Below are 24,016 nucleotides of genomic sequence, written 5' to 3'. Positions count from 1 at the left end.
CCTGCGATAATTTGGAGGCATGAATCCCCTTCCAGTCCTCGTGGGTAAGGCTGCGCGCTTCGCCTCCCGCCTGCGCGGCGGCGGCTCCGCGTTCCCGGGCCTCGTGGTCGAGCGCCTCGACCCCGGCTTCATGGGCCGCGCCCTGTCCACCCTCCCCCGCGGCGTCGTCGTCGTCAGCGGTACGAACGGCAAGACGACCACCACCAAGATGGTGGTGGAACTGCTCGAGGGCCAGGGCCTGACGGTGTTCACCAATCGCACGGGCAGCAACTTCACGCGCGGCGTCGCGGCGGCCCTGCTCGGCGAGGTCGACTGGCGCGGACGCCTCACGGCCGACGTCGCCGTCCTGGAACTGGACGAGGCGCACGCCGTGCACTTCGTGAAGCTCGTCCCGCCCCGGTACTCGCTGCTGCTGAACGTCCTGCGCGACCAGCTCGACCGGTTCGGGGAGATCGACGCGACCACGCGCCTGCTCGAACGGATCGCGCTCGCCACCACGGACACGGTGGTGCTGAACCGGGAGGATCCGCGGGTCGCGGGCCTGGCGTCGTCGATCACGGCGGCCGACGTCGTCTACTTCGGCCTCGACGCCTCCCTCCGGAGCACCTTCCCTAACGACGACGAACTGCGCGGCGCCGCGGGCACCGCGCCGGCCTCGGCCCTGCCCGCCGACGTCGTCCTCGCGTCCGTGGACGGGAACTCCGCCTGCTTCGAGGTGGAGGGCACGACGACGCGCACCGATCTCCGGCTGCGCGGCGTCTACAACATCTTCAACGCGGCGGCCGCCCTCGCGGCGGCCCGCGCGGTCCTCGGCGGCAGTGCGGACGCCGAGCGGCTATTCTCCTCCCTCGCCGCCGTCGAACCGGCGTTCGGCCGGGGCGAGAGCCTCGTCGTCGACGGCCAGGCCCTCGAACTGGTGCTGGTCAAGAATCCGAGCGGCTTCCGCCTCGGTCTCAAGTCCTTCGACCCCGCAGGCTGCGCGACGATGATCGCCATCAATGACAACTACGCCGACGGACGCGACATGTCCTGGCTGTGGGACGTCGACTTCGACTCGCTGGGCCTCGGCGGGGTGGACGTCGTCAGCGGGGTCCGCGCCTACGACATGGCGCTCCGCCTGAAGTACGACGACGTCCGCGTCGGCGCCGTCGAGCCCGACACGACCGAAGCGCTCCGGCAGTTCATCCGGGGCTCCGCGGGACGCCCGAGGCGCATCTTCTGCACCTACACCGCCATGCTCGCGGTGCGCCGCGAGCTCTCCAAGATCACGAAGGTCGAGGTGGTCTCCTGATGAGTGACGCCCCATCCGCCGGCGCCCTCACCGAGGCGCCCGCCGATCCGCAGAAGGGATCGCTGCGCATCCTGCAGCTGTACCCCCGCGAGATGAACATCTACGGCGACTACGGCAACGTCCTCGTGCTCAAGCAGCGCCTGGCCTGGCGTGGCTACGGCGCGGAGGTCCTCGAGCACAATGCGGGCGATCCGTTCCCCGACGACGTGGACATCATCGTCGGGGGCGGGGGCCAGGACAGCGGCCAGGTGGTCATCCAGGAGGATCTCCAGGCCATCGCGCCGCGGCTGCGGGATCTGGCCGAGGACGGCACCCCGATGCTCCTGATCTGCGGGCTGTACCAGCTCTTCGGCAACACCTTCCGGACGTACGAGGGCACCGTGATCCCCGGTATCGGGGTGCTCGACCTCGAGACCCGCGGCGGCTCCGAGCGGCTGATCGGGAATGTGGTGGCCACGAGCGAGGAGTTCGGCGAGATCCACGGCTACGAGAACCACAGCGGGCAGACGTTCCTCGGCAGCGGGCTCCGGCCCCTCGCCACCGTGGTCAAGGGCGCCGGCAACAACGCCGAGGAGAAGCACGAGGGCGCCCGCTACCGGAACATCGTGGCGAGCTACCTGCACGGGTCGCTGCTGCCGAAGAACCCGGCGATCGCCGACTTCCTCCTGCGGACCGCGGCGGTCCGGAAGTTCGGTGCGTTCGACGACGGCGGCGTCGACGACTCACTCGCCGAGCTCGCCCGCCGGCACGCCGGCGCCCGGCCCCGGTAGGAGGACGCGGGCGGAACGCCCGCCCCCGTCCGGGAAGGCCCTGGAAGCGCAGACCACGAAGGCTCCCGCGGTGGCGGGAGCCTTCGTCGTCCTACCCGGCGTCGACCCTGATCAGGGGATGTCGCTCCGTGCCGCGTCGCGTCGCAGGTCGCGGGCGTCGTAGCTGGTCAGGAACCCCTCGTCCTCGAGCGTCCGCACGCTGTCCTTGACCGCCTTCACGTAGCTGCCGTGATTCCGGTACAGGCCGTCGAGCACCTCCTGGGACAGCGGCCGCTCGTAGCCCGCGATGAAGCAGAACGACGCCCCCGTCGCCGTGCCGTACCAGGTGCTGGTCGGCGCGTCGAGGAACGGCGAGCGGAGACCGCCCTGGACGTTGCCGAACTCGTCCAGCACGGGTGCCCCGTCCCGCACCAGGATCGGCTCGGCACGCGGCGGGGCGACGCCCTCCCGCACCCAGAGGTCGAGGTTGCGGAGTGCTGCGTTGAAGAAGATGGAGCTGGGGAACCTGCTGCGCGGTCCCTCGTTGCACGACGCCGGCGGCACGTCCCGGCCCGCGGCGATGATGTCCGCGGAGGACGCCGAGTACGTCAGCTCGTCCGGCGTCGCGTGTCCGGCGCCGGCCATCTCGTAGTGCCGGTACAGGTCGCCCGGCTCGTCGCTGTCCGCGCGCCGGGAACCGATGCCGCGCAGGTAGTCGGACTGGGACATCATGCGCATGATGGGCACGCCGACGTCCTCGAACTGGCGGCGGGTGTCGGTGGCCGGAGGCGCCGGCTCGCACTGGTTCATCGGGTAGGCGCCGGCGAACGCACCACCGGCGACGGCGACGATGTAGGCGTCGTAGACCGGCTCACCGTCCGACTCGACGACGAGCGGGTGCACGCCGTTGATGTAGTTGACCAGGTACCCGCCGGTCTGGGAGTAGCCGAAGCCGTAGGCGTGCTCCACCTGGGAGTGCCGTGCCCCGTACCGGAGCGGGTTCGCGGCGTCGCTGCTCTTCAGCCACGCCCCCACCTGGGAGTAGATGTCCCAGATCAGCCCGTTCTCGGTGGTCCTGTCCGAATCGGCGGCGACCGTCGCACAGTTCCGCGGATCATCCAGCGGCAGCGGGTTCGCGAAGGAGAGGGACGCGTACCGCTCCGGGTCGAAGGTCTTCAGTGCGTCGACGGCGATCGGCTTGGCGGTGATCCCCACCCAGGCGTCCCCGTTGGCCACGATCTGCTCCTGCGCCATGGCCCAGCCGATGTTGAGGTCGAAGAGGTTGCTCGGGTTGAGCATCTCGACGACGACGTTGCCGCTGAACTTCTGGCCCTTGGCCGGCTTCCGGACGAGCACGCGGGTGGTGTACGGGGCGTCGTCGGTGCGGATCTGGGCGGGTCCGGCGGACGGCCACGTGTAGACGTTCGAGGTGCCGCTGACCAGGTACTCCTCCTCCACGTAGCCGAGCCGCGACAGGTCCTGCGGCACCTCCTGGTGGTCGGCTGCCCCGAAGGGGTAGGACTCCGCGGTGGAGGCGAGGGGGCCCCGCACGGAGGGGACCGGCGTGGTGCCGTCCGGCGCCGGTTCGACCGTCGGCGGGGGCGGAGCCGCGCCCGCGGGACCGGCGGACACGCCGAGACCGGTGAGCGCGAGGGACAGGGTCAGCAGGATGGACGTTCGGGAACGGGTTCTCATCAGTGCTCCTTCTCGAGGCCGGGCTGCGTTGCCCGGCGCGCTCCGCGTCGCAGCGGCTTCGGTGCCGTGCGCCCCCGCCCGGGGTTCGCCGGTCCGGCAGGACGGGCGATCATCAGGCAGCGAAGCATTCCGACAGTAGGTAGGTACGTGCGACGGGGTCAAGGGTGGTGCGCGTACCTGCAACAACGTGCAAAAGTTAGTTCCCATGAGCAACCCTTTCCTTGAGCCCAGTACCCTCGACTACCAGCTGCCCCCGTTCGCGGCCATCCGGGACGAGCACTACCTGCCCGCGTTCGATGCCGGTTTCGCCGAGCACCTCGCCGAGATCGACAGCATCACGGGCTCCGGGGAACCGGCCTCCTTCGAGAACACGCTCATCGCCCTCGAACGCGCGGGCAGCACGCTGGACCGCGTCGCGCGCGTCTTCTTCAGCAACTCGGTCAGCCACGCGACGGAGGCCATCCAGGAGCTCGAGCAGCAGATCGCGCCCCGCCTCGCGGAGCACGAGGACAACATCAAGCTCAACCGCGCCCTGGTCGAGCGCGTCCGGCAGATCCCCCTCGAGGGGCTGGACGCCGAGTCGACGCGCCTCGTGCAGGAGTACCTCCGGAGCTTCGTGCGGGCGGGGGCGGAGCTCGACGACGACGCACAGGCCACCCTGCGCGGGCTGAACGCGGAACTGTCGGCGCTGAGCACCGAGTTCTCGCAGAAACTGCTGAGGGACACGAACGATTCAGCCCTGCTGCTCGACTCACCCGAGGAACTCGACGGGCTCTCCGCCGATGCGATCTCCGCCGCGGCGACCGCGGCGTCGGAGGCCGGCAAGGAGGGGAAGTACCTCCTGACCCTCATCCTGCCCACCGCGCAGCCCGCGCTGGAGTCACTGACGGACCGGGACGTCCGCCGCCGCCTGCACGAGGCGTCGGTGACCCGCGGAGCACGCGGCAACGAGGCCGACACCCTCGCCGTCGCCGCCCGCATGGCCACGCTCCGCGCCGAGCGCGCCGCGCTCCTCGGCTTCGACTCGCACGCCGCCGCGGCGACGGACAGCCAGACGGCGCCGTCGCTCGAGGCGATCCTCGACCGCATGCGGGAGCTCGCGGCTCCGGCGGTGCGCAACGCGCGGACCGAGGCCGCGGAACTCGAGGCTGAGGCGGGTCACGGAATCGAGCCGTGGGACTGGGCCTACTACGCCGCGAAGGTGCGGAAGGCGAAGTTCGACGTCGACCTGGACGCCCTGCGCCCCTATTTCGAGCTGGAGCGCGTCCTGACCGACGGTGTCTTCTACGCGGCGAACCGCCTGTACGGCCTGACGTTCACGGAGCGACCCGACCTGGTGGGCTACCACCCCGACGTGCGCGTGTGGGAGGTCTTCAACGAGGACGGGGCCGGGCTCGGACTGTTCCTCGGCGACTTCTACACGCGCGACACCAAGAGCGGCGGCGCGTGGATGAACTCCTTCGTGGACCAGTCCCGGCTCGACGGCACGCGCGCGGTCGTCATCAACAACCTGAACATCTCGAAGCCCGGGACCGGTGAGCCGACGCTGCTCTCCTACGACCAGGTCGTGACCACCTTCCACGAGTTCGGCCATGCCCTGCACGGCCTGTTCTCCGATGTCACCTACCCGCTCTTCGCCGGGACGTCCGTGCCGCGCGACTTCGTCGAGTACCCGTCGCAGGTCAACGAGATGTGGATCCTCTGGCCCGAGATCGTCGCACACTACGCGCGCCACCACGAGACGGGGGAGGCACTCCCCCAGGACGTCATCGACCGCATCCACGCCGCGGGCGCCTGGGGCGAGGGCTTCGAGACGACCGCCTACCTCGGCGCGACCCTGCTCGACCTCGCCTGGCACTCCATCCCCGCGGGCACGGTGATCGAGGACCCGCTGGCCTTCGAAGCCTCGGCGCTCGCGGACGCCGGCATCGACTTCGCCCCGGTCCCGCCGCGGTACCGCACGTCCTACTTCAAGCACATCTTCGCCGGCGGGTATGCCGCGTCCTACTACGCGTACATCTGGAGCGAGATGCTCGACGCCGACACCGTCGAGTGGTTCAGGTCCTCGGGCGGTCTCACCCGGGAGAACGGCGACCACTTCCGGCGCGAACTGCTCTCCCGCGGCAACAGCATCGATCCGCTGGAGGCGTTCCGGAGGTTCCGGGGCCGCGACGCCGACCTCGAGCCCCTGCTCGTCCGCCGCGGCCTCGCATGAGCGGACCCTCCGCCGGCGGTACCGCGTGGTGAGCATCGCAGCGTGCCAGCGGCTGCAGTCCGCCTGGTACGCGGCCCTCGCGACGGCGACGGGCGGGAAGACCTTCTCCACGCACGGTGCCACCTGGGTGTGGCTGCCGGCGCGGAGCGAACTCATGATGATGTTCCCCGAGACGGTGCGCGCCCACGCCGTCCGGCCCGCCCTGGCCGAGGGGGCCAGGCTCGGCGCCTCCTCCGTGAGGGTCTGGCTCAACGGCGCGGTGGACGCCGTCGAGCTCGGTGACCTCGGATTCAGCCCGAGCTGGCAGCCGTGGTGGATGGCGGCGCCCGTCTCCGCCGTCGTCGGGCCCGGGGACGACGCCGCGGTCCTCACCACGGAGGTGCCTGACTACTCGGGGCCGCTGCGGCAGGAACTGCGGGTGATCCGGGCCGAGCCGCGGCAGGCGTGGCACGCCGTGACGCGCGATCCCGAGCACGGCAACGTGTCGGGTGCCGCGTACTCGTTCTACCCGGCCGGGGTCGCCGGGCTGACGGGGCTCGGAGGCATCCACCACCTCGAGGTCCTCCCCGCCTACCAGCGGCGGGGGCTGGCCACGGCGCTGCTCAGCGCCACGGCGCGCGCCGCGGGTGAGGCGGGCGCGGTCGATGTCGCGGTGAACGCCACCCCCGCGGGCCACGCGTTCTTCTCCCGGCGGGGGTTCGTCCTGCTCGGCCGCGGGAAGACCTACGCCCTGGGTCTCTGACTCCGCCCTGTTCCCGAGGCTCGTGCTGCACGCCGTCCCCGGCCGTGCCTGACGACGCAGAAGGGCCGCAACCTCTCGGCTGCGACCCTTCGTGAGGCTCCGGTGGACTACCAGCCGCGCTCCGCCAGGCGGTGCGGCTGCGGGATCTCGTCGACATTGATGCCCACCATGGCTTCGCCGAGGCCGCGGGAGACCTTGGCGATCATGTCGGGGTCGTCGTGGAACGTCGTCGCCTGGACGATGGCGTTCGCACGCTCGGCCGGATTGCCCGACTTGAAGATGCCGGAGCCGACGAAGACGCCGTCCGCGCCGAGCTGCATCATCATGGCGGCGTCCGCGGGGGTCGCGATGCCGCCCGCCGTGAAGAGCACCACCGGCAGCCGGCCTGCGGCGGCGACGTCCTTCACGAGCTGGTACGGGGCCTGCAGTTCCTTCGCGGCCACGTACAACTCGTCCTCGGCCATCGAGGACAGGCGGTTGATCTCCGAGCGGATCTTGCGCATGTGCATCGTGGCGTTCGAGACGTCGCCGGTGCCGGCCTCGCCCTTGGACCGGATCATGGCAGCACCTTCGTTGATGCGCCGCAGGGCCTCACCGAGGTTGGTGGCACCGCACACGAAGGGAATCGTGAACTTCCCCTTGTCGATGTGGTTGGTGAAGTCGGCGGGCGTCAGGACCTCTGACTCGTCGATGTAGTCGACGCCGAGGGACTGCAGGACCTGCGCCTCCACGAAGTGGCCGATCCGTGCCTTGGCCATGACCGGGATGGAGACGGCCGCGATGATGCTGTCGATCATGTCGGGATCGCTCATGCGCGACACACCGCCCTGGGCACGGATGTCCGCGGGCACCCGCTCGAGGGCCATGACCGCGACCGCGCCGGCATCTTCGGCGATGCGGGCCTGCTCTGCGGTGACGACATCCATGATGACGCCGCCCTTGAGCATTTCGGCCATACCGCGCTTCACCCGGTTTCCACCGGTCTGTGCTGTGGTTGCCGAGTTTCCTTCAACGGTGGACACAACTTGCCCCTAAAAGGTAGATAAAAGCTGACACTTCATGATACGCGTCCGGCACGGGTCCCTCGGCCGCCGCCGTCGTGCAGGACCCACGGCCGCCGGCCGCAGGTTTCCGGGCGTAAGCAGACAAAGCTCAGCCTTTGGGCAGGATTGGCCTAAGGCGCCCGTGCACCGAGAAGCCGCTGATAGCTTCGACACGACACCTGCCGCCCCCGGCAGCCCCTCACCGGGCAGCCAGGAGCAGCAATGCGACTAAGCAGCTGGGGAGCTTGCTCATGCATTCACGGGACCGTGAAGAACTCATCGTCGACAACCTGCCACTGGTCGGGTATCTCGTCTCTTCCTTGTGCGCCCGCGCCACACATCTCTCGCGGGAGGATCTGGCGTCCGTCGGCGCGATCGCGCTTATCACGTCGGCGGACTCGTTCGATCCCACGCTCGGGGTGCCGTTCGGCGCCTATGCGCGGCGCCGCATCACCGGTGCGTTCGCGGACGAGATGCGGTCCAACGACTGGGCTCCGCGGTCCGTCCGACGGCGGATCGGTGACACCCTGGGCGCGCAGGACGCCCTCGCGGCCTCCCTCGGGCGCAGGCCGACCACCGACGAGCTAGCCATGACGCTCGGCGTCACCCGGCAGGAGGTCCATTCGGCGCTCGACGACGCCGCCCGGTCCGTGCACGTGCTCGACGAGACGGTGCTCGACCTCGTCCCGTCGCTGGACCAGCTTCCCGAGGCGTCGCTCCTCGCCGACGAGCAGATCCGTCACCTGCGTGCCGCGGTGGTCCACCTTCCCACGCGCATGCGGCACATCATCGAGCAGGTCTTCTTCGAGGGCCGCTCGGTGACCGACGTCGCAGCCGAGCTCGGCACGACGCACTCGGCGGTGTCGCAGCAGAAATCCGAGGCGCTCCGGCTGCTGCACGACGGGCTCGCCACCCACTACTCCGACACCCCGGGCGCGTCCCCCGCAGCGACCTCCCGGGTGGCACCGAAGCGGCGCGCCGAGTACCTCTCGGCCCTGGGGACCGCGCTGACGCCCCTCCGCGATCACGCGGCCGCGTTCACCGGCGTCCGGCCGGCCCTCGCCTCCGCGTCCTGAGGCACCAACCGTCCGGCTCCGCCCCGGTATCACCGGACACCGTGCTGATCATGTGTCGGCCTCCGGTCGGGCAACCGCAGGAGCGCGACGCCCACGGCGGTGAACCACGCCCACAGGAGGGGGCCGTACACGGCGTAGAGGCCCGGCACGGCGAAACCGAGCACCTCGCTGAGAAGGCCGAGCGAGCCGGTGACGATCCCGAGCCATCCGATCCAGTGGGGCAGCGCACCCCGGGTCATGGGCAGTGAGATCAGGAGGAGCCCCAGCGGCGTGAGGGCACCGGCGAGCGAGACCGTGTTGTTCTCCGCCACGAACGCCTCGGCCGCGGCACTGAACGAGGACCGTGCTGCCGCGTCGGTCTCGGCGGTGAACCGGTCGCTCAGGTACACGAGGGACAGCGTGCCCTCGGTCGTCACCGGGACGGCGAGCAGCGCGGTCCAGGAGGCGGCCCCGACCGTGAACCCGAGGACCGCGAGGCTGGGACTCGCGGGGAACAGGGCGACCAGGAGGGCGACGAAGACGATCAGTCCGAAGAGGGACGGGACGAGCCAGAGGAGCTGCTGGGCGATGTACGACGCCCGGTGATCGGCGATGAAGCGCGGCGTCGCCTCGCCGCCGGAGACCGGCGGCGGGTCCAGCGTGAAGAGGACGAGGGTGGCCAGGTAGGACACGACGAGGAGGAGGATCCCAGCGATCCCCGCGACCCGGAACAGCGGCCGCCAGGCGGGGGCTTCGGGCCAGGACGGTGACGACATGACCCGACGCTAGGAGCGGCGGCCCGGCGGCCCTAGGGACTTAGGCCCTGTCCCGTCCCGCCGGCCCGAGGGTGCACACGGGGGTCCTGGCGACGGGACCCACCCCACCTGGGCACCCGGGGCGCCGACACCGGATCGGCCGGCCGGCCTCAGGACGCCGGCTTCGGCTCCCGTGACTGCCGCCGCACGGTCCTGATCCGCTGGTAGACCGTGACGAGGCTCGCGACGGCGAGGATCACGAGCACCGCGAACAGGAAACCCTCGGGCAGCCCGAGCCCCGTGAGCCCGGTGACCACGAGGACGGAGACCAGGCGTTCGGCGCGCTCGGCCACCCCGACGTTCGCGGTGAACCCCAGCGACTCCGCCTTGGCCCGCGCATAGGACACGATCATGCCGAGCACGAGGCAGGCGAGGGCCGCGATCGCGACGGCCGTGTTCTGCCCGCCCGTGAAGAACCAGATGGCGACACCGGCGAAGAGGGCGCCGTCGGCGATGCGGTCGAGCGTGGAGTCGAGGAAGTTGCCCCAGAGGCCGCCATGGCCCTTGATCCGGGCCATGATGCCGTCGACGACGTCGGAGAACACGAACAGGGTGATGAAGACCGTGCCCCAGAACAGCTGCCCGAGCGGATAGAACACGAGCGCGCCGCCGGCCACGCCGAGGGTGCCCGCGATGGTCACGGCGTCGGGGGTCACGCCCCATTTCAGGAGCAGTCGCGCGAGGGGCGTGAACAGCCGGGTGAAGAAGCCGCGCGCGTACCTGTTGAGCATCAGGAGGCCGGCCCGGTGGGGTCACCGTCGGCCCACGCCGCGGCGACCTGTCCGCGCACGTCGCCGAGTGTCTGCGTGATGGCCTTGGTCTGCGCGATAATCGGCAGGAAGTTGCCGTCCCCGCCCCAGCGCGGCACCACGTGCTGGTGGAGGTGGGCGGCGATCCCGGCGCCACCGGTGGCGCCCTGGTTCATGCCCAGGTTGAACCCGGAGGGGTTGGAGACCCGGCGCAGCACGCGCATGGCCGTCTGGGTGAGGGCGGCGATCTCCGCGGTCTCGTCGTCGTCGATGTCCGTGTAGTCGGGCACGTGCCGGTACGGGCAGACCAGGAGGTGCCCGGCGTTGTACGGGAAGAGGTTGAGCAGCACGAAAGCGTGCGTGCCCCGATGGACGATCAGGGCGTCCTCGTCGCTCAGCTGCGGCGCGCGGCAGAACGGGCACGACTCCTCCGTCGTCACCTGCTCCTGTCCGCCCTTGATGTAGGCGAGGCGGTGCGGGGTCCACAGCCGCTGGAAGGCGTCGGGCACGCCGGCGAGTTCGAACCCGTCGGTGACCTCATGGTCACCGGGGTAGGCAGCCGCCGGCTGCCCGAGGGAGGTCGTGTCCGGACTGTCGGCGTCGGCCATCAGACCGTCGCCTCCCTGCTGCGAACCGCCTCCACGATCCGGCGGACCGCCTCGTCGACGGGCACCTGGTTGTCCTGGCTGCCGTCCCGGAAACGGAAGGAGACCGCGTTCGCCTCCTGGTCCTCGCCGCCCGCGATGAGGACGAAGGGCACCTTCTCCTTGCTCGCCGTCCTGATCTTCTTCGGGAAGCGGTCGGAGCCGGCGTCCACCTGCGCGCGGATGCCCTCGGCCTTGAGCTTGTCGACGACGTCGAACAGGTAGTCGTTGAACGCCTCCGCCACGGGGACGGCGAGCACCTGCACCGGTGCCAGCCAGGCGGGGAACGCTCCGGCGTAGTGCTCGGTGAGGACGGCCATGAAGCGCTCGATGGAGCCGAACAGGGCCCGGTGGATCATGACCGGGCGCTGCCGGGAGCCGTCCGCCGCCTGGTACTCGAGTTCGAAGCGCTCGGGCAGGTTGAAGTCCAGCTGGATGGTGGACATCTGCCAGGTCCGGCCGATCGCGTCACGCGCCTGGACGGAGATCTTCGGGCCGTAGAACGCGGCTCCCCCGGGATCGGGCACCAGCTCGAGGCCGGACGCCTCGGCGACCTCGGCGAGGGTGCGGGTGGCCTCGTCCCAGATCTCCTCCGAGCCGACCGACTTCTCGGGGTTGCGCGTGGAGAGCTCGAGGTAGAAGTCGTCGAGGCCGTAGTCCTTGAGCAGGCCCAGCACGAAGTCCAGCGTCCCGGTGAGCTCGTCCTTCATCTGCTCGCGGGTGCAGTAGATGTGGGCGTCGTCCTGGGTCATGCCCCGGACACGCGTCAGGCCGTGGACCACGCCGGACTTCTCGTAGCGGTAGACCGAGCCGAATTCGAACAGGCGCAGCGGCAGTTCGCGGTAGGACCGTCCGCGGGACCGGAAGACCAGGTTGTGCATGGGGCAGTTCATCGGCTTGAGGTAGTAGTCCTGCCCGGGCTTGCGCACCGTGCCGTCCTCGTTCAGCTCCTCGTCGACGTGCATGGCCGGGAACATGCCGTCCCGGTACCAGTCGAGGTGCCCGGAGACCTCGTAGAGGTGCCCCTTCGTGATGTGCGGCGTGTACACGAATTCATATCCGGCGTCGGTGTGCCGCTGGCGGGAGTAGTCCTCCATCGCCTTGCGGATGGTGCCGCCCTTCGGGTGGAACACGGGAAGGCCGGAGCCGAGCTCGTCGGGGAAGGAGAACAGGTCCAGTTCCGTGCCGAGGCGCCGGTGGTCGCGCCGTTCGGCTTCGGCCAGGCGCTCCTGGTAGGCCTTGAGGGCGTCCTTGGTGGGCCATGCCGTGCCGTAGATCCGCTGCAGCTGCTTGTTCTTCTCGCTGCCGCGCCAGTAGGCGGCCGCCGAGCGCGTGAGCGAGTAGGCGTTGGAGATGAGCTTGGTGTTGGGCAGGTGCGGACCGCGGCAGAGGTCTTTCCACACGACGTCGCCTGATTTGCGGTCCACGTTGTCGTAGATGGTCAGCTCGCCGGCACCGACCTCGACGGAGGCGCCGTCCTCGTCCGTCGCGCCGCCCTTGAGGCCGATCAGCTCCAGCTTGTACGGCTCGTCCTTCATCGCCTCGCGGGCCTCGTCCTCGGACACGACCCGGCGGACGAAGCGCTGGTTGGCGTTGACGATCTTCAGCATCATCTTCTCGAGCTGCTTGAGCTCGTCCGGCGTGAAAGGTTCCTCGACGTCGAAGTCGAAGTAGAAGCCGTCCGTGATGTACGGGCCGATGCCCAGCCTGGCTGCGGGACGCAGCTGCTGCACGGCCTGGGCCATGACGTGCGCGGCGGAGTGGCGGAGGACCTCGAGCCCCGCGGGGTCCTCGAGCGTGACGCCCTCCACGGCGGCGCCGTCGGGCAGTTCCTGGTCCAGGTCCCTCAGTTCGCCGTCGACCCGCATGACGACGACGTCGCGCCGCCCGCCGAACAGCTCCGTACCGGTGGTGCCCGTCGTCGCCTGCGTCTCTTCGCCGTCGACGATGAGTTTCATGGGCTGGGGCGCTGACACGGAGGGTCTCCTCGGGGAATCGGAACAGGGGTGCCCGACAGGGCGTGACGGCACCCGGTGAGCCCGGGGACCGCCGTGCTGATCGTATCGGGTGGGCACAGGGCCGACCAACACGCCCGCCACCGGACGACGGCGGAGCGTCGTCCGGGCGCGCCCTACTGCTCCCGCCGCACCCGCAGCTCGAACTCGATGAACGCCGCGATCATCGCGCGGTATGTCTGCTCGACGACGCTCGGGTCGACGCCCTGCTTCGAGGCATACTCGCGCACGTTGGTGATGACCCGCTCCACCCGCGCCGGGGCGCGCACCGAGGCGTCATCGTGCTTGAGGGAACCGGCCCGGCGGACGAGCCGTTCGCGCCGGGACATGAGGGACACGATCTGCTCGTCCACCTCGTCGATGGCCACCCGGACCGCGGCCAGCTGCTTCGCGCTCTGTTCTTCCTCTGCTTCAGCCATGGCGTGAGCCTACCCGGACCACCACCGACGGCAAGGGGGCTGCAGCAACGGGCCGGCCCGCAGGAATGGGCCGGCAGGATCAGGCGTTGTCGACGATGCGGGCAACACCGGGCCCGTTCTATTCCAACACCTGCGCGCGGTGGATCCGCGCGCACAGACGAGGAGCACCGTGGACTACACGCCAGAAGCAGGATCCATCACCATGTTCTCCACCACGTGGTGCGGGTACTGCCGTCGCCTGAAGTCACAGCTCTCCGCGCAGGGCATCGGCTACACCGAGATCAACATCGAGGAGGTCGAGGGGACCGCCGACCTCGTGGCGTCCCTGAACGGCGGCAACCAGACCGTGCCGACCGTGATCTTCCCCGACGGCAGCACCGCCACGAACCCGTCCGTCGCCGAGGTGAAGACCAGGCTCTCCGTCTAGGGACGCACCCGCCGCGCACCAGCGCCGTCCCCCATATGCTGGGAGCGGCAGGTCGGTCACCGGCCCGCCGCCCCCAGCGGAAGGACAGCAACACATGGTGCACAAAGTTCAGGGAGTCGTGGTGCGGGCGAAGGATGCCCCCGCCACCATCGAGACCATCCTGGTCCCGGATCCCGGGCCCGGCGAGGCGCTCGTCGACATCCTCACCTGCGGTGTCTGCCACACGGACCTGCACTACAAGCAGGGTGCCATCAACGACGAGTTCCCGTTCCTCCTCGGACACGAGGCCACCGGCGTCGTGAGCGCCGTCGGCGACGACGTCACGACGGTCGCCCCGGGCGACCGCGTGATCCTGAACTGGCGTGCCGTCTGCGGCGAGTGCCGGGCCTGCCGCCGGGGCGAGGCGCAGTACTGCTTCGACACGCACAACGCCACCCAGAAGATGACCCTGGAGGACGGGACCGTCCTCTCCGCGGCCCTCGGGATCGGCGCGTTCGCCGAGAAGACCCTCGTCGCCGCCGGCCAGTGCACCAAGGTGGATGCCGATGCCGACGCCGCCGCCGTGGGCCTGCTCGGCTGCGGCGTCATGGCCGGGATCGGCGCGGCGATCAACACGGGCAACGTCTCCCGCGGCGACTCGGTCGCCGTCATCGGCTGCGGCGGTGTGGGCATCGCCGCCGTCGCCGGAGCGAAGCTCGCCGGAGCCACCACGATCATCGCCGTCGACATCGACGACCGGAAGCTGGAGCTCGCGAGGGGCCTCGGTGCCACGCACGTCCTGAACTCGAAGGACGACGACCCGGTGGAGGCCATCCGTGCGCTGACCGGCGGCAACGGCGCGGACGTCGTGATCGACGCGGTCGGGCGCCCCGAGACCTACAAGCAGGCCTTCTACGCACGCGATCTCGCCGGGACCGTGGTGCTCGTGGGGGTCCCCACCCCCGAGATGACCGTCGAACTGCCGCTGCTGGATGTCTTCGGGCGCGGCGGCTCCCTCAAGTCCTCCTGGTACGGGGACTGCCTGCCGAGCCGGGACTTCCCGATGCTCGTCAGCCACTACCTGCAGGGCAACCTCGACCTGGACGCCTTCGTCACGGAGCGCATCCGGCTCGACCAGGTGGAGGAGGCCTTCGGGAAGATGCACGGCGGCGCCGTGCTCCGCTCGGTGGTGGAGCTCTGATGGCCGCACGGGTCGAGCACCTCGTCACCTCGGGCACCTTCTCGCTCGACGGCGGCACCTGGGACGTCGACAACAACGTCTGGATCGTGGGCGACGACGACGAGTGCGTGGTCATCGACGCCCCGCACGACGCGTCGGCGATCATCGAGCAGATCGACGGCCGTACGGTCCGGGCGATCCTGCTCACCCACGCGCACGACGACCACATCCGCGCGGTCGGCGACCTGGCCGACGCCGTCCACGCGCCGATCTACCTGCACGACGGCGATCGTGCGCTGTGGGACATGGTGTTCCCGGAGCTGAGCCCCGACCGGTCGATCGGGGACGGCGACACGATCGAGGTGGCCGGGGCGACCCTGAGGGCGCTGCATACGCCGGGCCACTCCCCGGGTTCCGTGTGCTACCACCTGGAGGAGGCGGGCACCGTCTTCACCGGCGACACCCTGTTCCAGGGCGGACCCGGCGCCACGGGCCGCTCCTACAGCGACTTCCCGACGATCATCGAATCCATCCGGACGAAGCTGCTCACGCTGCCGCCGGAGACCATCGCCCGGACCGGGCACGGGGACAGCACCACGATCGGCGACGAGGCCCCGCACCTGCAGGAGTGGATCCGGCGCGGCTCCTGACGCTCCCGGCGTCCGGCCTCACGACCGGCCGGACGCCGCTCGGGTGTCGGGCGCAGGCGGATCGAGCACAGGGTCACTGCGCAGGCGGGTATCGCTCGGGTGGGCGTGGGTCGGCCGGGGGTCGAGGCTGACGATGCCGGCGTACGCCGCGAGGAGCGCGTGCTCGACGTCGTCGACCGTCACCCCGGGCACAAGGTCCTCGGCCGCACCCGCGGTGGACGGCCGCCAGGCGAGACCCAGCGCCGAGTAGGTATCAGCCAGGACCGCCCGCAGGGACGCCGCATCGTCCACGACGATCACCGACGAGAACAGCCAGGCGCCCGCGACGACCCGCTGGGCGGTCCCGACGAGCTTGACCGCCGGGACGCCGTCGACCCGCCCGTGCACGCTGAACTCGCCCGGGCAGTACTCCCCCGGCACCTCGCCCACGCGGGCGTCGACTCCGACATCGGCGAGCACGCCCGCGAAGAAATCGCCGAACGCGGCGAAGCGCGTCCGCGTGCCCGCCACGGCGTCGGGCGCCGGTTCGATGTGGTCGACCACGAGGCACCCCCGGTGGTAGGCGGCGGCGCGACCGCCGGCGCGCCGGACGAGCGGCGCGAAGCCGTGCCGGGTCGCGGCGGTCGCGGCCTCCCCGAAGCCGGGCAGCCGGGCGTCGCGCTGCCCGAACGCGACGGTGGGGCTCGGACGGTACAGGCGCAGGGTCGGCGGCCGGTCCCCCGCGGCGACCTCGCGGAGGAGTCCGATCCCCCGGTCGAGTTCGGCGGCGGCATCGTCCGACACCGGATCGGGGACCAGTGCCATGTCGACTGCGCCCTGCCACGGAGTGCTCATCCTTCCATCGTAGGCAGTCGACGGCCCCGGCCGCGCCGGGGCGCCGAGGCTAGCGGCCGCCGTCGATCGCCCGGCTGCGCTGCTCGATGCCGGGGCCGCCGTACGGGTAGTCGGAGAAGGTCGGCGCGCTGACCTCGTCCAGGCGGGCGAGGTCCTCCGGCGTGAGGTCGAGGTCGGCGGAGGCGAGGTTGTCGGCCAGCTGCTCCTGCGTGCGGGCACCGAGGATCACGGACGTCACCCCGGGCTTCGCGGCGACCCACGCGAGCGCCACGTGCGAGGCGTTGACGCCGCGCTCGGAGGCGATACCGGTCACGGTGTCGATGATCCGCCAGGTGCGCTCCTGGGCGTTGCGCTGCTCCCAGGCCTCCATGCCGCGCTGCGGGTTCTCGCCCAGGCGGGTGGCGCCCGTCGGCTCGGTGTCGCGCGTGTACTTCCCCGTCAGCCAGCCACCGCCGAGCGGGGACCACGGGAGCATCCCCATGCCGGCGTCGAGCACGGCCGGAACGATCTCCGCTTCGATCTCACGGACGAGCAGGGAGTACTGGGGCTGCAGTGTGACCGGGAGGGAGTAGCCGCGCCGGCGGGCGATCATCACGGCCTTCGTGAGCTGCCAGCCGGTGTAGTTGGAGAACCCGTAGTAGCCTATCTTGCCCTGGACGACGGCCTCGTTGAGGAAGCCCAGGGTCTCCTCGAGCGGCGTCAGCGGGTCCCAGGAGTGCACCTGGTAGAGGTCGATGTGGTCGACGCCCAGGCGCGTGAGCGATGCGTCCAGGGCGCGGCGGAGGTGGCGCCGGGACAGGCCGAGGTCGTTGACGTCCTCGCCCATCGGGAACCGGCCCTTGGACGCGAGGACCATCCGGTCCCGCTCCGCGGGATTCTTCGCGAGCCAGCGCCCGATGATCTCCTCCGACGCACCGGCCGTGTAGACGTCGGCGGTGTCGATGAGGTTGCCGCCCGCGGCGGCGTAGTCCGACAGGATGGCATGGGAGCCCGCCTCGTCCGCTTCCGCACCGAAGGTCATCGTCCCGAGGGCGAGGTGTGACACCGAGGTGCCGCTGTTGCCGAGTTTCCGATACTGCATGGGTGCTCCTTCGTCAGGGCGCCGGTCGGCGCCGTCGTCGGTGGGGGTCCGCTCATCAGCGACACGCGAAAGGGCGCCGTCGACAGGACGGCGCCCTTTCGGGTGGTGTCAGTCGCTGATCGTGACGCCCTTCCAGAAAGCGTAGTGACCGCGGATGTTCTCCGCCGCTTCCTTCGGTTCCGGGTAGGTCCACGCCGCGTCCGTGTTCTGCTGGCCGTCCACGGTCAGCGTGAAGTAGCCGGCCGTCCCCTTCCAGGGGCAGACCGTGTGCGACTCGGTGGGTCGGAAGAATTCCTGCACGATGGACTCCGGGGGGAAGTAGTGGTTCCCCTCGACCATCACGGTCTCGTCCGACTGGGCCACGACCGTGTCTTTCCAGATTGCTTTCGGCATGCCTTCTCCTCCTCGACGGCGTCCCGCCGTGCGGCGCGGACTGCGTATCCCGTGCAACCCCCGGGCGGGCCGGGGCATTCCGGTGTGCGTCAGAGCCGGCGCACCGTGAGGATCTGCTCGAGCCGGCCGAAGGGCCCGTCGAGGTCGTGCACCACGCTGGAGGTCAGGCCCACGCCGTGCCCGCCGAAGGTCACGCGGGTGTCCAGGCCCAGCCACTCACCCCGCGGCATGCGGTGGAGATGGACCTGCAGGTCGACGTTGGGGAACATCCAGCTGTCACCGCCCGGGGCCACGCGGGAGGCGATCCCGTTCGCGGCGTCCATCATCCCGACAAGACGCACCACGTCGGAGGACGGCCTGCCCTCCACCATCGCGTGGGGGTTGCGCATCCAGACCTGGCCCCGGCCGGGCCGGTGCCCGGGGACCACGCGGACCTCGAGCGACCGGATGAAACCGCCCGGCCACGCGGTCATGCCCTCGTGGGGGCCGGCGTCGTCGGGACCGGGCATCCGTGGGTCCTCCACGCAGGCGACGTCGGCGGTGTCCTGTGTGCTGAGCCGCCAGGCCCTGGCGACGATCGCCGTCCGGCCGGCCGCCTCCATGCGGGCCTCGACCAGTTCGATGGTCCGCCCGGGACGGACGACGGCGGCGGTCACGTAGAACTCGCCGCCCGGGATCATCCCGAGGATGTCGAAGCTCACCCGGCTGAGCTGCATCCCCTCGCGCGGTTCGCACTCGAGCAGGCACTGCGTGAGCAGCCCCGAAATCGGGGCCATGTGCTGCTCCTGCGGATTCCAGGCGCCCTGGGCGTGGATCGTCGACTCGAATTTTCCGCTGCCGAGATCGCGGTAGAAAGAATTCACCCAGCCCATGCTAGGCGACGACGGGCGCGCTCCCCGGAGCGGGCGCGCCACGGGCCGGAATAGAGTCCGCCCGCCCGGGGTTCAGTTGATTGACCGGATCAACCATCGCGGGTTCCGGTCCAGTACACGACAGACAGAGGACGGCATCCGGCCGGCGCAAGCCCCGACGAGCCGCACAGCACACAGAACCGAGCGGATTCCCATGACCCAGAGCCCCCCGTCCCGCGTCACGGACGCCGATCCCGGCCGGGACGCACCACGCCCGGACACCGTCAGTCGGACCGGCGGTGCGCCGGCCGCGACCGCAGGCGCCCTCCCGGCCCGCGACAAGCTGGTCATCACGCTCCTGCTCATCTCGGCGTTCGTGGTGATCCTCAACGAGACGATCATGGGTGTCGCGATCCCCCGCCTCGTCTCGGATCTCGGGATCACGGTCGGAGCGGGCCAGTGGCTGACCACGGCGTTCATGCTCACCATGGCCGTGGTCATCCCGATCACCGGGTTCCTCCTGCAGCGGTTCAACACGCGGCCCGTCTTCATGGCGGCCATGAGCCTGTTCAGCCTCGGCACGCTCATCGCGGCGATGGCCCCGGGCTTCGAGATCCTGGTGGTCGGACGGGTGGTCCAGGCCAGCGGGACCGCCATCATGATGCCGCTGCTCATGACCACGGTCATGACGCTCGTGCCGCCGGCATCCCGGGGCAAGGTGATGGGCAACATCTCGATCGTCATCTCCGTCGCGCCCGCCCTCGGCCCCACCATCTCCGGCGCCATCCTCAGCGCGCTCGAGTGGCGCTGGCTGTTCTGGCTGGTCCTGCCGATCTCGCTCGCGGCACTGGCGATCGGCTCGGCCAAGATGCAGAACGTGGCCACCCCGCGGCGGTCCTCCATCGACGTCCCGTCGGTCGTCCTCTCCGCCGTCGCCTTCGGGGGCATCATCTACGGGCTGAGCCAGCTCGGCGAGGCGTCCACGGGCAGCGCGATCCCCGCCTGGGTCCCCCTCGTCGTCGGCCTGGCCGGCCTCGCGGTGTTCGTGACCCGCCAGCTCGTCCTGCAGCGGCGCGACGCCGCCCTCCTGGACCTGAGGGTGTTCACCTCCAGGAACTTCTCCATCTCGATCGTGGCGATCGCGGTCAGCATGATGGCGCTGTTCGGCACCATCATCCTGATCCCCATCTACGCGCAGTCCGTCCTCGGCCTGAGCCCCTTCCAGTCCGGGCTGCTCCTGCTCCCGGGCGGACTGGCCATGGGACTGCTCGGACCGGTCGTGGGACGCATCTACGACCGTCGCGGCCCCCGCGTCCTCCTGGTCCCGGGTGCGTTCCTGGTGAGCGCCGTCTTCTGGGCCATGACGCAGGTGACCGAGACGACCCCCGTACCCCTGGTCCTCACCGCGCACGTCCTGCTCAGCATCGGCCTCGCGCTGATGTTCACGCCGCTCCTGACCTCGGCCCTGGGCTCGGTGCGGCCACGGCTCTACTCGCACGGCAGCGCGGTCTTCGGCACCGTCCAGCAGCTGGCCGGCGCCGCCGGCACCGCGCTGTTCATCTCGGTCATGACCCTCCGGAGCACGTCACTGGCGGAGGGCGGGGCTGCCGCCGACGTCGCGCTCGCCGGGGGCATCCGGGCGGCGTTCCTGTACGGAGCGGTCATCTTCCTGCTCGCCGTCGTCGCCTCGTTCTTCGTCCGGGCACCCCGGATCGCCGACGACGCCCCGGCGCCCCTGCACTAGGACCCGACACGGTCCATTGGTTCGCCGCGCGCCGGTGCAGAGGCGGAGCCCTCGGCGATATGCTGGTGCAGACGCCTGTGGGGGCGGTGGGTGCGAGGATCGGGGGGCTCGATGAACGGCAGGACCAGTGGTGCCCGTGCCGCGGCCCTGTCGGCCCTCGTGTCCCTCGGCCTCCTGCTCGGATGCCTTCCTCCCGCCGCCGCGGACACCCCCGACAAGCCCCTCCCGGTCGGCAGCATCGTGAAGAACCCCTCCACGGACCGGCGGGAGGTCGTCGTCGCGGATCTCCAGCACACCGCCGTCCTCATCGGGGATTCCCAATCCTCCGGGCGCGAGAGCTGGCCGCAGGTAGCCCTGCGCAACCTCGGCTACTCGGTGAAATTCATGGGAGCGGGCGGCACCGGCTTCGTCGCCTCGAACCAGCGCGACCGCGTCCCCAACTACTACGACTCCCTCACGAGCAACCGGTGGATCCTGCCGCACGGGGATCCCGCGCTCGTCGTCATCGGCGGCGGAGGCAACGATGCAGCGCTCGGGGCGTCCGACGGCGACATCCTCGGGAGTGCGAATGCCCTGATCCTCGACCTCCAGCGCACGTATCCGTCGTCGCGCCTGGTCATGGTCGGCACCCTCAGCCGCAGCGCCGGGGACGGCGGCGGCCGGCGCAACCAGGTCGACGCCCTCCTGGGCGACCTCGCGGAGAAGCGCGGCATACCGTTCGTCTCGGCGGGTGACTGGCTGACGACCTACGGTCTCGAGGCCTTCCTCGCCGACAAGGTCCATCTGAATGCCGGCGGCCACCGGCGCGCGGCGGTGGTCCTCGAGGAGGACCTCCGGGCACTGCGGTTGAGCGCCGCGAACGTGATCGCCGCACGGACACCGCCGACTGCGGTGCTCACGCCGCTCGCCTAGCACCCGACGCGGACGGGCGGGCCGCGACACCGATGAACGCTAAGTCGGCTTATGGTTGGATCATGAGCTTCAATGACAAGGTCCAACTCGACCCCTCGCGTGTCAGCGACCGGCGGGGACGGGGGCGCGGTGCGGCCGTCGGCGGCGGCATTGGCGGCGGACTCCTCCTCATCCTCTCGCTGATCTTCGGTCCCGGCGTGGTGGACCAGCTGGGGCTCGACGACGGGTCCGCCACCGCGCAGGACCAGGGTGCCGGCACAGCCGGCGGCGCGATCAGCGAGTGCCTCACGGGCGCCGACGCCAACGAGCAGCTCGACTGCAGGATCCTCGCGACAGCGGAGAGCCTCGACGGGTTCTGGCTGCCCTACCTGGACCAGTTCGACGTGGCGTACACCCAGCCGGGCGTGGTCCTCTTCACCGGCCAGGAGGACACCGGCTGCGGCACGGCGACGAGCGCCGTCGGCCCCTTCTACTGCCCGGCGGACGAGCAGACCTACTACGACACGGCCTTCTTCGACGACCTGGTCACCCGCTTCGGCTCCTCCAGCGGACCACTCGCCCAGGAGTACGTGGTGGCCCACGAGTTCGGCCACCATATCCAGAACCTCATCGGGACCCTCGGCGCCGCGCAGCAGGACCCGCAGGGAGCGGAATCGGGCGGCGTCCGCGTCGAGCTGCAGGCGGACTGCTTCGCCGGGATGTGGGCAGCCCACGCCGTCTCCGTCCCCGACGCGGAATCCGGTGAGCCGTTCCTCCGGCCGTTCTCGGACACGGACCTCCAGGACGCCCTCTCGGCGGCGGCCTCCGTGGGCGACGACCGCATCCAGGAGTCAGCGACCGGGCAGGTCGACCCGGAGGGCTGGACGCACGGCTCCAGCGCCCAGCGCCAGGCCTGGTTCTCGCAGGGATTCGAGACCGGGGACCTGCAGTCCTGCGACACCTTCTCCGCGTCCGACCTCGACAGCCCGTGACCCCATGCCCGACGACACCCCCGCGTCCCCGAAGGACCAATCCATGACCGACCGCCTCGCCGTCGTCGTCCCCGTGTTCAACGAACCCGGGATCGCCCGCACGCTCGAAGCGCTCCGCGGACAGCACGACGCCGCGGACATGCGCATCTACGTCGTGGACAACGGCTCCACGGATGACACCGTGCGACGCGTCGAACGCTTCGCGGCCGCCCAGACCGCCCTCGACATCCGCGTCCTCGTGGAGCGGCAGAAGGGCACGGGCGCGGCGTGCGATACCGGGTTCCGTGCGGCCATCGCGGACGGTTCCACGCTCGTCGCCCGCACCGACGGCGACAGCGAGCCCGAAGCGGACTGGACCGGCCGCATCCGCACCCTCTTCGCGCACCACCCGGAGGTGCAGCTGGTCGGCGGCACGAGCATCCCGCTGCGGGACGAATACTTCCGGTGGGGCGACGACCTCCTCATGCCGGGTGCGCTGGCGACGCTACGGATCATGATGGCGGTCCAGCACCTGGACCCCGCCTACCTGCGCTTCGTCGCCGGCCACAACATGGCGGTCCGCTCCTCGGCCTATCTGGCGACCGGCGGGATCGAGCGGACCGCGATCGACGAGCGCGACGAGGACATCGACTTCTCCGTCAGGATCTCGCACCGCCTCGGCCTCGACGCCGTGAAGATCGATCCCGCGCTCAAGGTGGCGACGTCGATGCGGCGCGTCCGCCGCTACGGCCTCGGCCTGATGGGCGTCCACCACCTCCTGCCGGCCCTCCGGGGCAGACTCGTCCGGACCATCGACATCCGGTAGCAGGCGGCGCGGCAGCATTGCCGCCCTGCAGCCCGGTCAGGCCGCTCCGCCGTCCCGCACCAGCTCGATCGCGTCCTCGACGGCAGGCACCCGGCCGTGCCCGGCGCCCGTGACGAGACGGACCGTCCGGCGGAACGAGGCGTTGTCGCCCTGCCCCGCCCGGAAGGCCGGCAGATGGGCGAGGACCGCGGCCCGGCGCAGCGCGGCGTCCTGCCCCGCCGCCCACCGGTCCAGCACCGACGCCGCCCGGACGGCATCCTGGCCGCGCAGCCGCAGGAGCATCGGCCCCACGACGTCCACCGCGAGTGGATCCGCCAGATCGTGCAGCTGCGCCGAGCGGAGGAAGCCCTCGATGCGCGTGAGGTCGGAGTGGCGCAGCAGCCGGCCCGCCGATTGCAGCAGGACCACGGCCGCCAGGCGGCGCTCGAACACGGGACGGGACCAGAGCTCGGAGGCGAGGGCGGTGACGTCGTCGTGCCCGAGACCGGGATACCGGCGTTCCGCGTTGCGGACGGTCCCGCGGACCGCGCCCATCGAGGCCCCGTAGTACTCCAGTCCCGTCCCGAAGCGCCGCTCGTAGTCCTCGGCACGTTCCCACGAGCTCTCGTACTGGAGGGAGCCGTCGATGAAGTCGGCGGCGTCGGAGGGCATGGTCATCGGGCGGACATCCCGGTCAGGAGGTCCGCCCGACGAACGGACGCTGGGGTATCACCGATGGAGTCGATCCTACGGATCGCGGTGCTGGTTCAGGCACCCG

24 protein-coding genes are annotated in these 24,016 nt (G+C 70.6%); 12 read left to right on the top strand and 12 right to left on the bottom strand.

Translation table 11 applies throughout. The annotated features are described in order from the left end of the window. Window positions 1-19 precede the first annotated feature (19 nt). Together IWX63_RS07065 and IWX63_RS07060 are read left to right on the top strand one after the other, a co-directional pair. Window positions 20-1,291, top strand: coding sequence for a MurT ligase domain-containing protein (locus IWX63_RS07065; RefSeq protein WP_199277451.1), 1,272 nt, complete (start codon window positions 20-22; stop codon window positions 1,289-1,291). Further along, window positions 1,291-2,061, top strand: a complete 771-nt coding sequence (locus IWX63_RS07060) for a type 1 glutamine amidotransferase (RefSeq protein WP_199277450.1) — start codon at window positions 1,291-1,293, stop codon at window positions 2,059-2,061. Before IWX63_RS07065 ends, IWX63_RS07060 begins: the two co-directional genes overlap by 1 nt. A gap of 111 nt (window positions 2,062-2,172) precedes the next feature. On the opposite strand, the gene IWX63_RS07055 is transcribed toward IWX63_RS07060, so the two are convergent. After that, window positions 2,173-3,735: an alpha/beta hydrolase domain-containing protein gene (locus tag IWX63_RS07055; protein ID WP_199277449.1), complete on the bottom strand. Its 1,563-nt coding sequence runs from the start codon at window positions 3,733-3,735 to the stop codon at window positions 2,173-2,175. A gap of 205 nt (window positions 3,736-3,940) precedes the next feature. On the opposite strand from IWX63_RS07055, the gene IWX63_RS07050 reads away from it, so the two are divergent. Beyond that, window positions 3,941-5,950, top strand: a complete 2,010-nt coding sequence (locus IWX63_RS07050) for a M3 family metallopeptidase (RefSeq protein WP_199277448.1) — start codon at window positions 3,941-3,943, stop codon at window positions 5,948-5,950. Between the two features lie 28 nt (window positions 5,951-5,978). Next, a complete protein-coding gene (locus IWX63_RS07045; RefSeq protein WP_199277447.1) occupies window positions 5,979-6,692 on the top strand; it encodes a GNAT family N-acetyltransferase in 714 nt (237 codons plus the stop codon). 107 nt (window positions 6,693-6,799) lie between these two features. Here IWX63_RS07045 and pdxS read toward each other — a convergent pair whose 3' ends face one another. Continuing rightward, window positions 6,800-7,714 carry a pyridoxal 5'-phosphate synthase lyase subunit PdxS gene (pdxS, locus tag IWX63_RS07040; RefSeq protein ID WP_199277446.1) on the bottom strand — a complete coding sequence of 305 codons (915 nt, stop codon included), beginning with the start codon at window positions 7,712-7,714 and terminating at the stop codon, window positions 6,800-6,802. A gap of 272 nt (window positions 7,715-7,986) precedes the next feature. Between pdxS and IWX63_RS07035 the strand changes: the two genes are divergently transcribed. Then, a complete protein-coding gene (locus IWX63_RS07035; protein ID WP_199277445.1) occupies window positions 7,987-8,811 on the top strand; it encodes a sigma-70 family RNA polymerase sigma factor in 825 nt (274 codons plus the stop codon). 29 nt (window positions 8,812-8,840) lie between these two features. On the opposite strand, the gene IWX63_RS07030 is transcribed toward IWX63_RS07035, so the two are convergent. From IWX63_RS07030 to IWX63_RS07010, 5 genes are all read right to left on the bottom strand, one after another. Continuing rightward, window positions 8,841-9,566: a DUF4386 family protein gene (locus IWX63_RS07030; RefSeq protein WP_199277444.1), complete on the bottom strand. Its 726-nt coding sequence runs from the start codon at window positions 9,564-9,566 to the stop codon at window positions 8,841-8,843. Window positions 9,567-9,715: 149 nt separating this feature from the next. Then, entirely contained in the window at window positions 9,716-10,336 is a 621-nt protein-coding gene (pgsA, locus tag IWX63_RS07025; RefSeq protein WP_199277443.1) for a phosphatidylinositol phosphate synthase, read from the bottom strand. After that, window positions 10,336-10,962, bottom strand: coding sequence for an HIT family protein (locus IWX63_RS07020; protein ID WP_199277442.1), 627 nt, complete (start codon window positions 10,960-10,962; stop codon window positions 10,336-10,338). The genes pgsA and IWX63_RS07020 overlap by 1 nt, the downstream gene beginning before the upstream one ends. Then, complete coding sequence (thrS, locus tag IWX63_RS07015; RefSeq protein ID WP_442859109.1) at window positions 10,962-12,956, bottom strand: threonine--tRNA ligase; 1,995 nt, start codon at window positions 12,954-12,956, stop codon at window positions 10,962-10,964. Before thrS ends, IWX63_RS07020 begins: the two co-directional genes overlap by 1 nt. A gap of 173 nt (window positions 12,957-13,129) precedes the next feature. Next, a complete protein-coding gene (locus IWX63_RS07010) occupies window positions 13,130-13,432 on the bottom strand; it encodes a chorismate mutase (RefSeq protein ID WP_199277440.1) in 303 nt (100 codons plus the stop codon). A gap of 169 nt (window positions 13,433-13,601) precedes the next feature. On the opposite strand from IWX63_RS07010, the gene IWX63_RS07005 reads away from it, so the two are divergent. From IWX63_RS07005 to IWX63_RS06995, 3 genes are all read left to right on the top strand, one after another. Beyond that, a complete protein-coding gene (locus tag IWX63_RS07005; RefSeq protein ID WP_334685704.1) occupies window positions 13,602-13,859 on the top strand; it encodes a mycoredoxin in 258 nt (85 codons plus the stop codon). 94 nt (window positions 13,860-13,953) lie between these two features. After that, entirely contained in the window at window positions 13,954-15,039 is a 1,086-nt protein-coding gene (locus tag IWX63_RS07000) for an S-(hydroxymethyl)mycothiol dehydrogenase (RefSeq protein WP_199277439.1), read from the top strand. Then, window positions 15,039-15,668, top strand: coding sequence for an MBL fold metallo-hydrolase (locus IWX63_RS06995; RefSeq protein WP_199277438.1), 630 nt, complete (start codon window positions 15,039-15,041; stop codon window positions 15,666-15,668). The genes IWX63_RS07000 and IWX63_RS06995 overlap by 1 nt, the downstream gene beginning before the upstream one ends. An 18-nt stretch (window positions 15,669-15,686) precedes the next feature. Here IWX63_RS06995 and IWX63_RS06990 read toward each other — a convergent pair whose 3' ends face one another. The 4 genes from IWX63_RS06990 to IWX63_RS06975 form a co-directional block, all read right to left on the bottom strand. Beyond that, window positions 15,687-16,502 (bottom strand): lipoate--protein ligase family protein, encoded by an 816-nt coding sequence (locus IWX63_RS06990; RefSeq protein ID WP_442859106.1) that lies wholly within the window; start codon window positions 16,500-16,502, stop codon window positions 15,687-15,689. Window positions 16,503-16,551: 49 nt separating this feature from the next. Beyond that, window positions 16,552-17,583 (bottom strand): aldo/keto reductase, encoded by a 1,032-nt coding sequence (locus IWX63_RS06985; protein ID WP_199277437.1) that lies wholly within the window; start codon window positions 17,581-17,583, stop codon window positions 16,552-16,554. A gap of 108 nt (window positions 17,584-17,691) precedes the next feature. Next, the gene (locus IWX63_RS06980) at window positions 17,692-17,976 is read right to left on the bottom strand and encodes a DUF427 domain-containing protein (protein WP_199277436.1); all 285 of its coding nucleotides are present in this window, start codon (window positions 17,974-17,976) and stop codon (window positions 17,692-17,694) included. Between the two features lie 89 nt (window positions 17,977-18,065). Next, a complete protein-coding gene (locus IWX63_RS06975) occupies window positions 18,066-18,848 on the bottom strand; it encodes a thioesterase family protein (protein ID WP_199277435.1) in 783 nt (260 codons plus the stop codon). 193 nt (window positions 18,849-19,041) lie between these two features. Here IWX63_RS06975 and IWX63_RS06970 point away from each other — a divergent pair, with 193 nt between their 5' ends. The 4 genes from IWX63_RS06970 (at window position 19,042) to IWX63_RS06955 (ending at window position 23,259) form a co-directional block, all read left to right on the top strand. After that, window positions 19,042-20,571 (top strand): MDR family MFS transporter, encoded by a 1,530-nt coding sequence (locus IWX63_RS06970; protein WP_199277434.1) that lies wholly within the window; start codon window positions 19,042-19,044, stop codon window positions 20,569-20,571. Between the two features lie 111 nt (window positions 20,572-20,682). Beyond that, complete coding sequence (locus IWX63_RS06965) at window positions 20,683-21,483, top strand: SGNH/GDSL hydrolase family protein (protein ID WP_199277433.1); 801 nt, start codon at window positions 20,683-20,685, stop codon at window positions 21,481-21,483. Between the two features lie 62 nt (window positions 21,484-21,545). Continuing rightward, window positions 21,546-22,454, top strand: a complete 909-nt coding sequence (ypfJ, locus tag IWX63_RS06960) for a KPN_02809 family neutral zinc metallopeptidase (RefSeq protein ID WP_199277432.1) — start codon at window positions 21,546-21,548, stop codon at window positions 22,452-22,454. 43 nt (window positions 22,455-22,497) lie between these two features. Further along, window positions 22,498-23,259 (top strand): glycosyltransferase, encoded by a 762-nt coding sequence (locus tag IWX63_RS06955; RefSeq protein ID WP_199277431.1) that lies wholly within the window; start codon window positions 22,498-22,500, stop codon window positions 23,257-23,259. A 36-nt stretch (window positions 23,260-23,295) separates the two neighbouring features. On the opposite strand, the gene IWX63_RS06950 is transcribed toward IWX63_RS06955, so the two are convergent. Then, a complete protein-coding gene (locus IWX63_RS06950) occupies window positions 23,296-23,916 on the bottom strand; it encodes a DNA alkylation repair protein (RefSeq protein WP_334685702.1) in 621 nt (206 codons plus the stop codon). Window positions 23,917-24,016: the final 100 nt, after the last annotated feature.

It is taken from the genome of Arthrobacter sp. CAN_A2, from assembly GCF_015752045.1.
GTDB lineage: Bacteria > Actinomycetota > Actinomycetes > Actinomycetales > Micrococcaceae > Arthrobacter_D.
The sequence above is the reverse complement of the archived record's forward strand: the minus strand, read 5'-3'. Positions and strand labels throughout refer to the sequence as shown.

Bases quoted from the DNA above. Each gene is read 5' to 3' on its own strand.
- IWX63_RS07065 (WP_199277451.1), top strand. From the start codon at position 20: ATGAATCCCCTTCCAGTCCTCGTGGGTAAGGCTGCGCGCTTCGCCTCC.
- IWX63_RS07060 (WP_199277450.1), top strand. From the start codon at position 1,291: ATGAGTGACGCCCCATCCGCCGGCGCCCTCACCGAGGCGCCCGCCGAT.
- IWX63_RS07055 (WP_199277449.1), bottom strand. From the start codon at position 3,735: ATGAGAACCCGTTCCCGAACGTCCATCCTGCTGACCCTGTCCCTCGCG.
- IWX63_RS07050 (WP_199277448.1), top strand. From the start codon at position 3,941: ATGAGCAACCCTTTCCTTGAGCCCAGTACCCTCGACTACCAGCTGCCC.
- IWX63_RS07035 (WP_199277445.1), top strand. From the start codon at position 7,987: ATGCATTCACGGGACCGTGAAGAACTCATCGTCGACAACCTGCCACTG.
- IWX63_RS07030 (WP_199277444.1), bottom strand. From the start codon at position 9,566: ATGTCGTCACCGTCCTGGCCCGAAGCCCCCGCCTGGCGGCCGCTGTTC.
- pgsA (WP_199277443.1), bottom strand. From the start codon at position 10,336: ATGCTCAACAGGTACGCGCGCGGCTTCTTCACCCGGCTGTTCACGCCC.
- IWX63_RS07020 (WP_199277442.1), bottom strand. From the start codon at position 10,962: ATGGCCGACGCCGACAGTCCGGACACGACCTCCCTCGGGCAGCCGGCG.
- thrS (WP_442859109.1), bottom strand. From the start codon at position 12,956: ATGAAACTCATCGTCGACGGCGAAGAGACGCAGGCGACGACGGGCACC.
- IWX63_RS07010 (WP_199277440.1), bottom strand. From the start codon at position 13,432: ATGGCTGAAGCAGAGGAAGAACAGAGCGCGAAGCAGCTGGCCGCGGTC.
- IWX63_RS07000 (WP_199277439.1), top strand. From the start codon at position 13,954: ATGGTGCACAAAGTTCAGGGAGTCGTGGTGCGGGCGAAGGATGCCCCC.
- IWX63_RS06995 (WP_199277438.1), top strand. From the start codon at position 15,039: ATGGCCGCACGGGTCGAGCACCTCGTCACCTCGGGCACCTTCTCGCTC.
- IWX63_RS06990 (WP_442859106.1), bottom strand. From the start codon at position 16,502: ATGAGCACTCCGTGGCAGGGCGCAGTCGACATGGCACTGGTCCCCGAT.
- IWX63_RS06985 (WP_199277437.1), bottom strand. From the start codon at position 17,583: ATGCAGTATCGGAAACTCGGCAACAGCGGCACCTCGGTGTCACACCTC.
- IWX63_RS06980 (WP_199277436.1), bottom strand. From the start codon at position 17,976: ATGCCGAAAGCAATCTGGAAAGACACGGTCGTGGCCCAGTCGGACGAG.
- IWX63_RS06975 (WP_199277435.1), bottom strand. From the start codon at position 18,848: ATGGGCTGGGTGAATTCTTTCTACCGCGATCTCGGCAGCGGAAAATTC.
- IWX63_RS06970 (WP_199277434.1), top strand. From the start codon at position 19,042: ATGACCCAGAGCCCCCCGTCCCGCGTCACGGACGCCGATCCCGGCCGG.
- IWX63_RS06965 (WP_199277433.1), top strand. From the start codon at position 20,683: ATGAACGGCAGGACCAGTGGTGCCCGTGCCGCGGCCCTGTCGGCCCTC.
- ypfJ (WP_199277432.1), top strand. From the start codon at position 21,546: ATGAGCTTCAATGACAAGGTCCAACTCGACCCCTCGCGTGTCAGCGAC.
- IWX63_RS06955 (WP_199277431.1), top strand. From the start codon at position 22,498: ATGACCGACCGCCTCGCCGTCGTCGTCCCCGTGTTCAACGAACCCGGG.
- IWX63_RS06950 (WP_334685702.1), bottom strand. From the start codon at position 23,916: ATGACCATGCCCTCCGACGCCGCCGACTTCATCGACGGCTCCCTCCAG.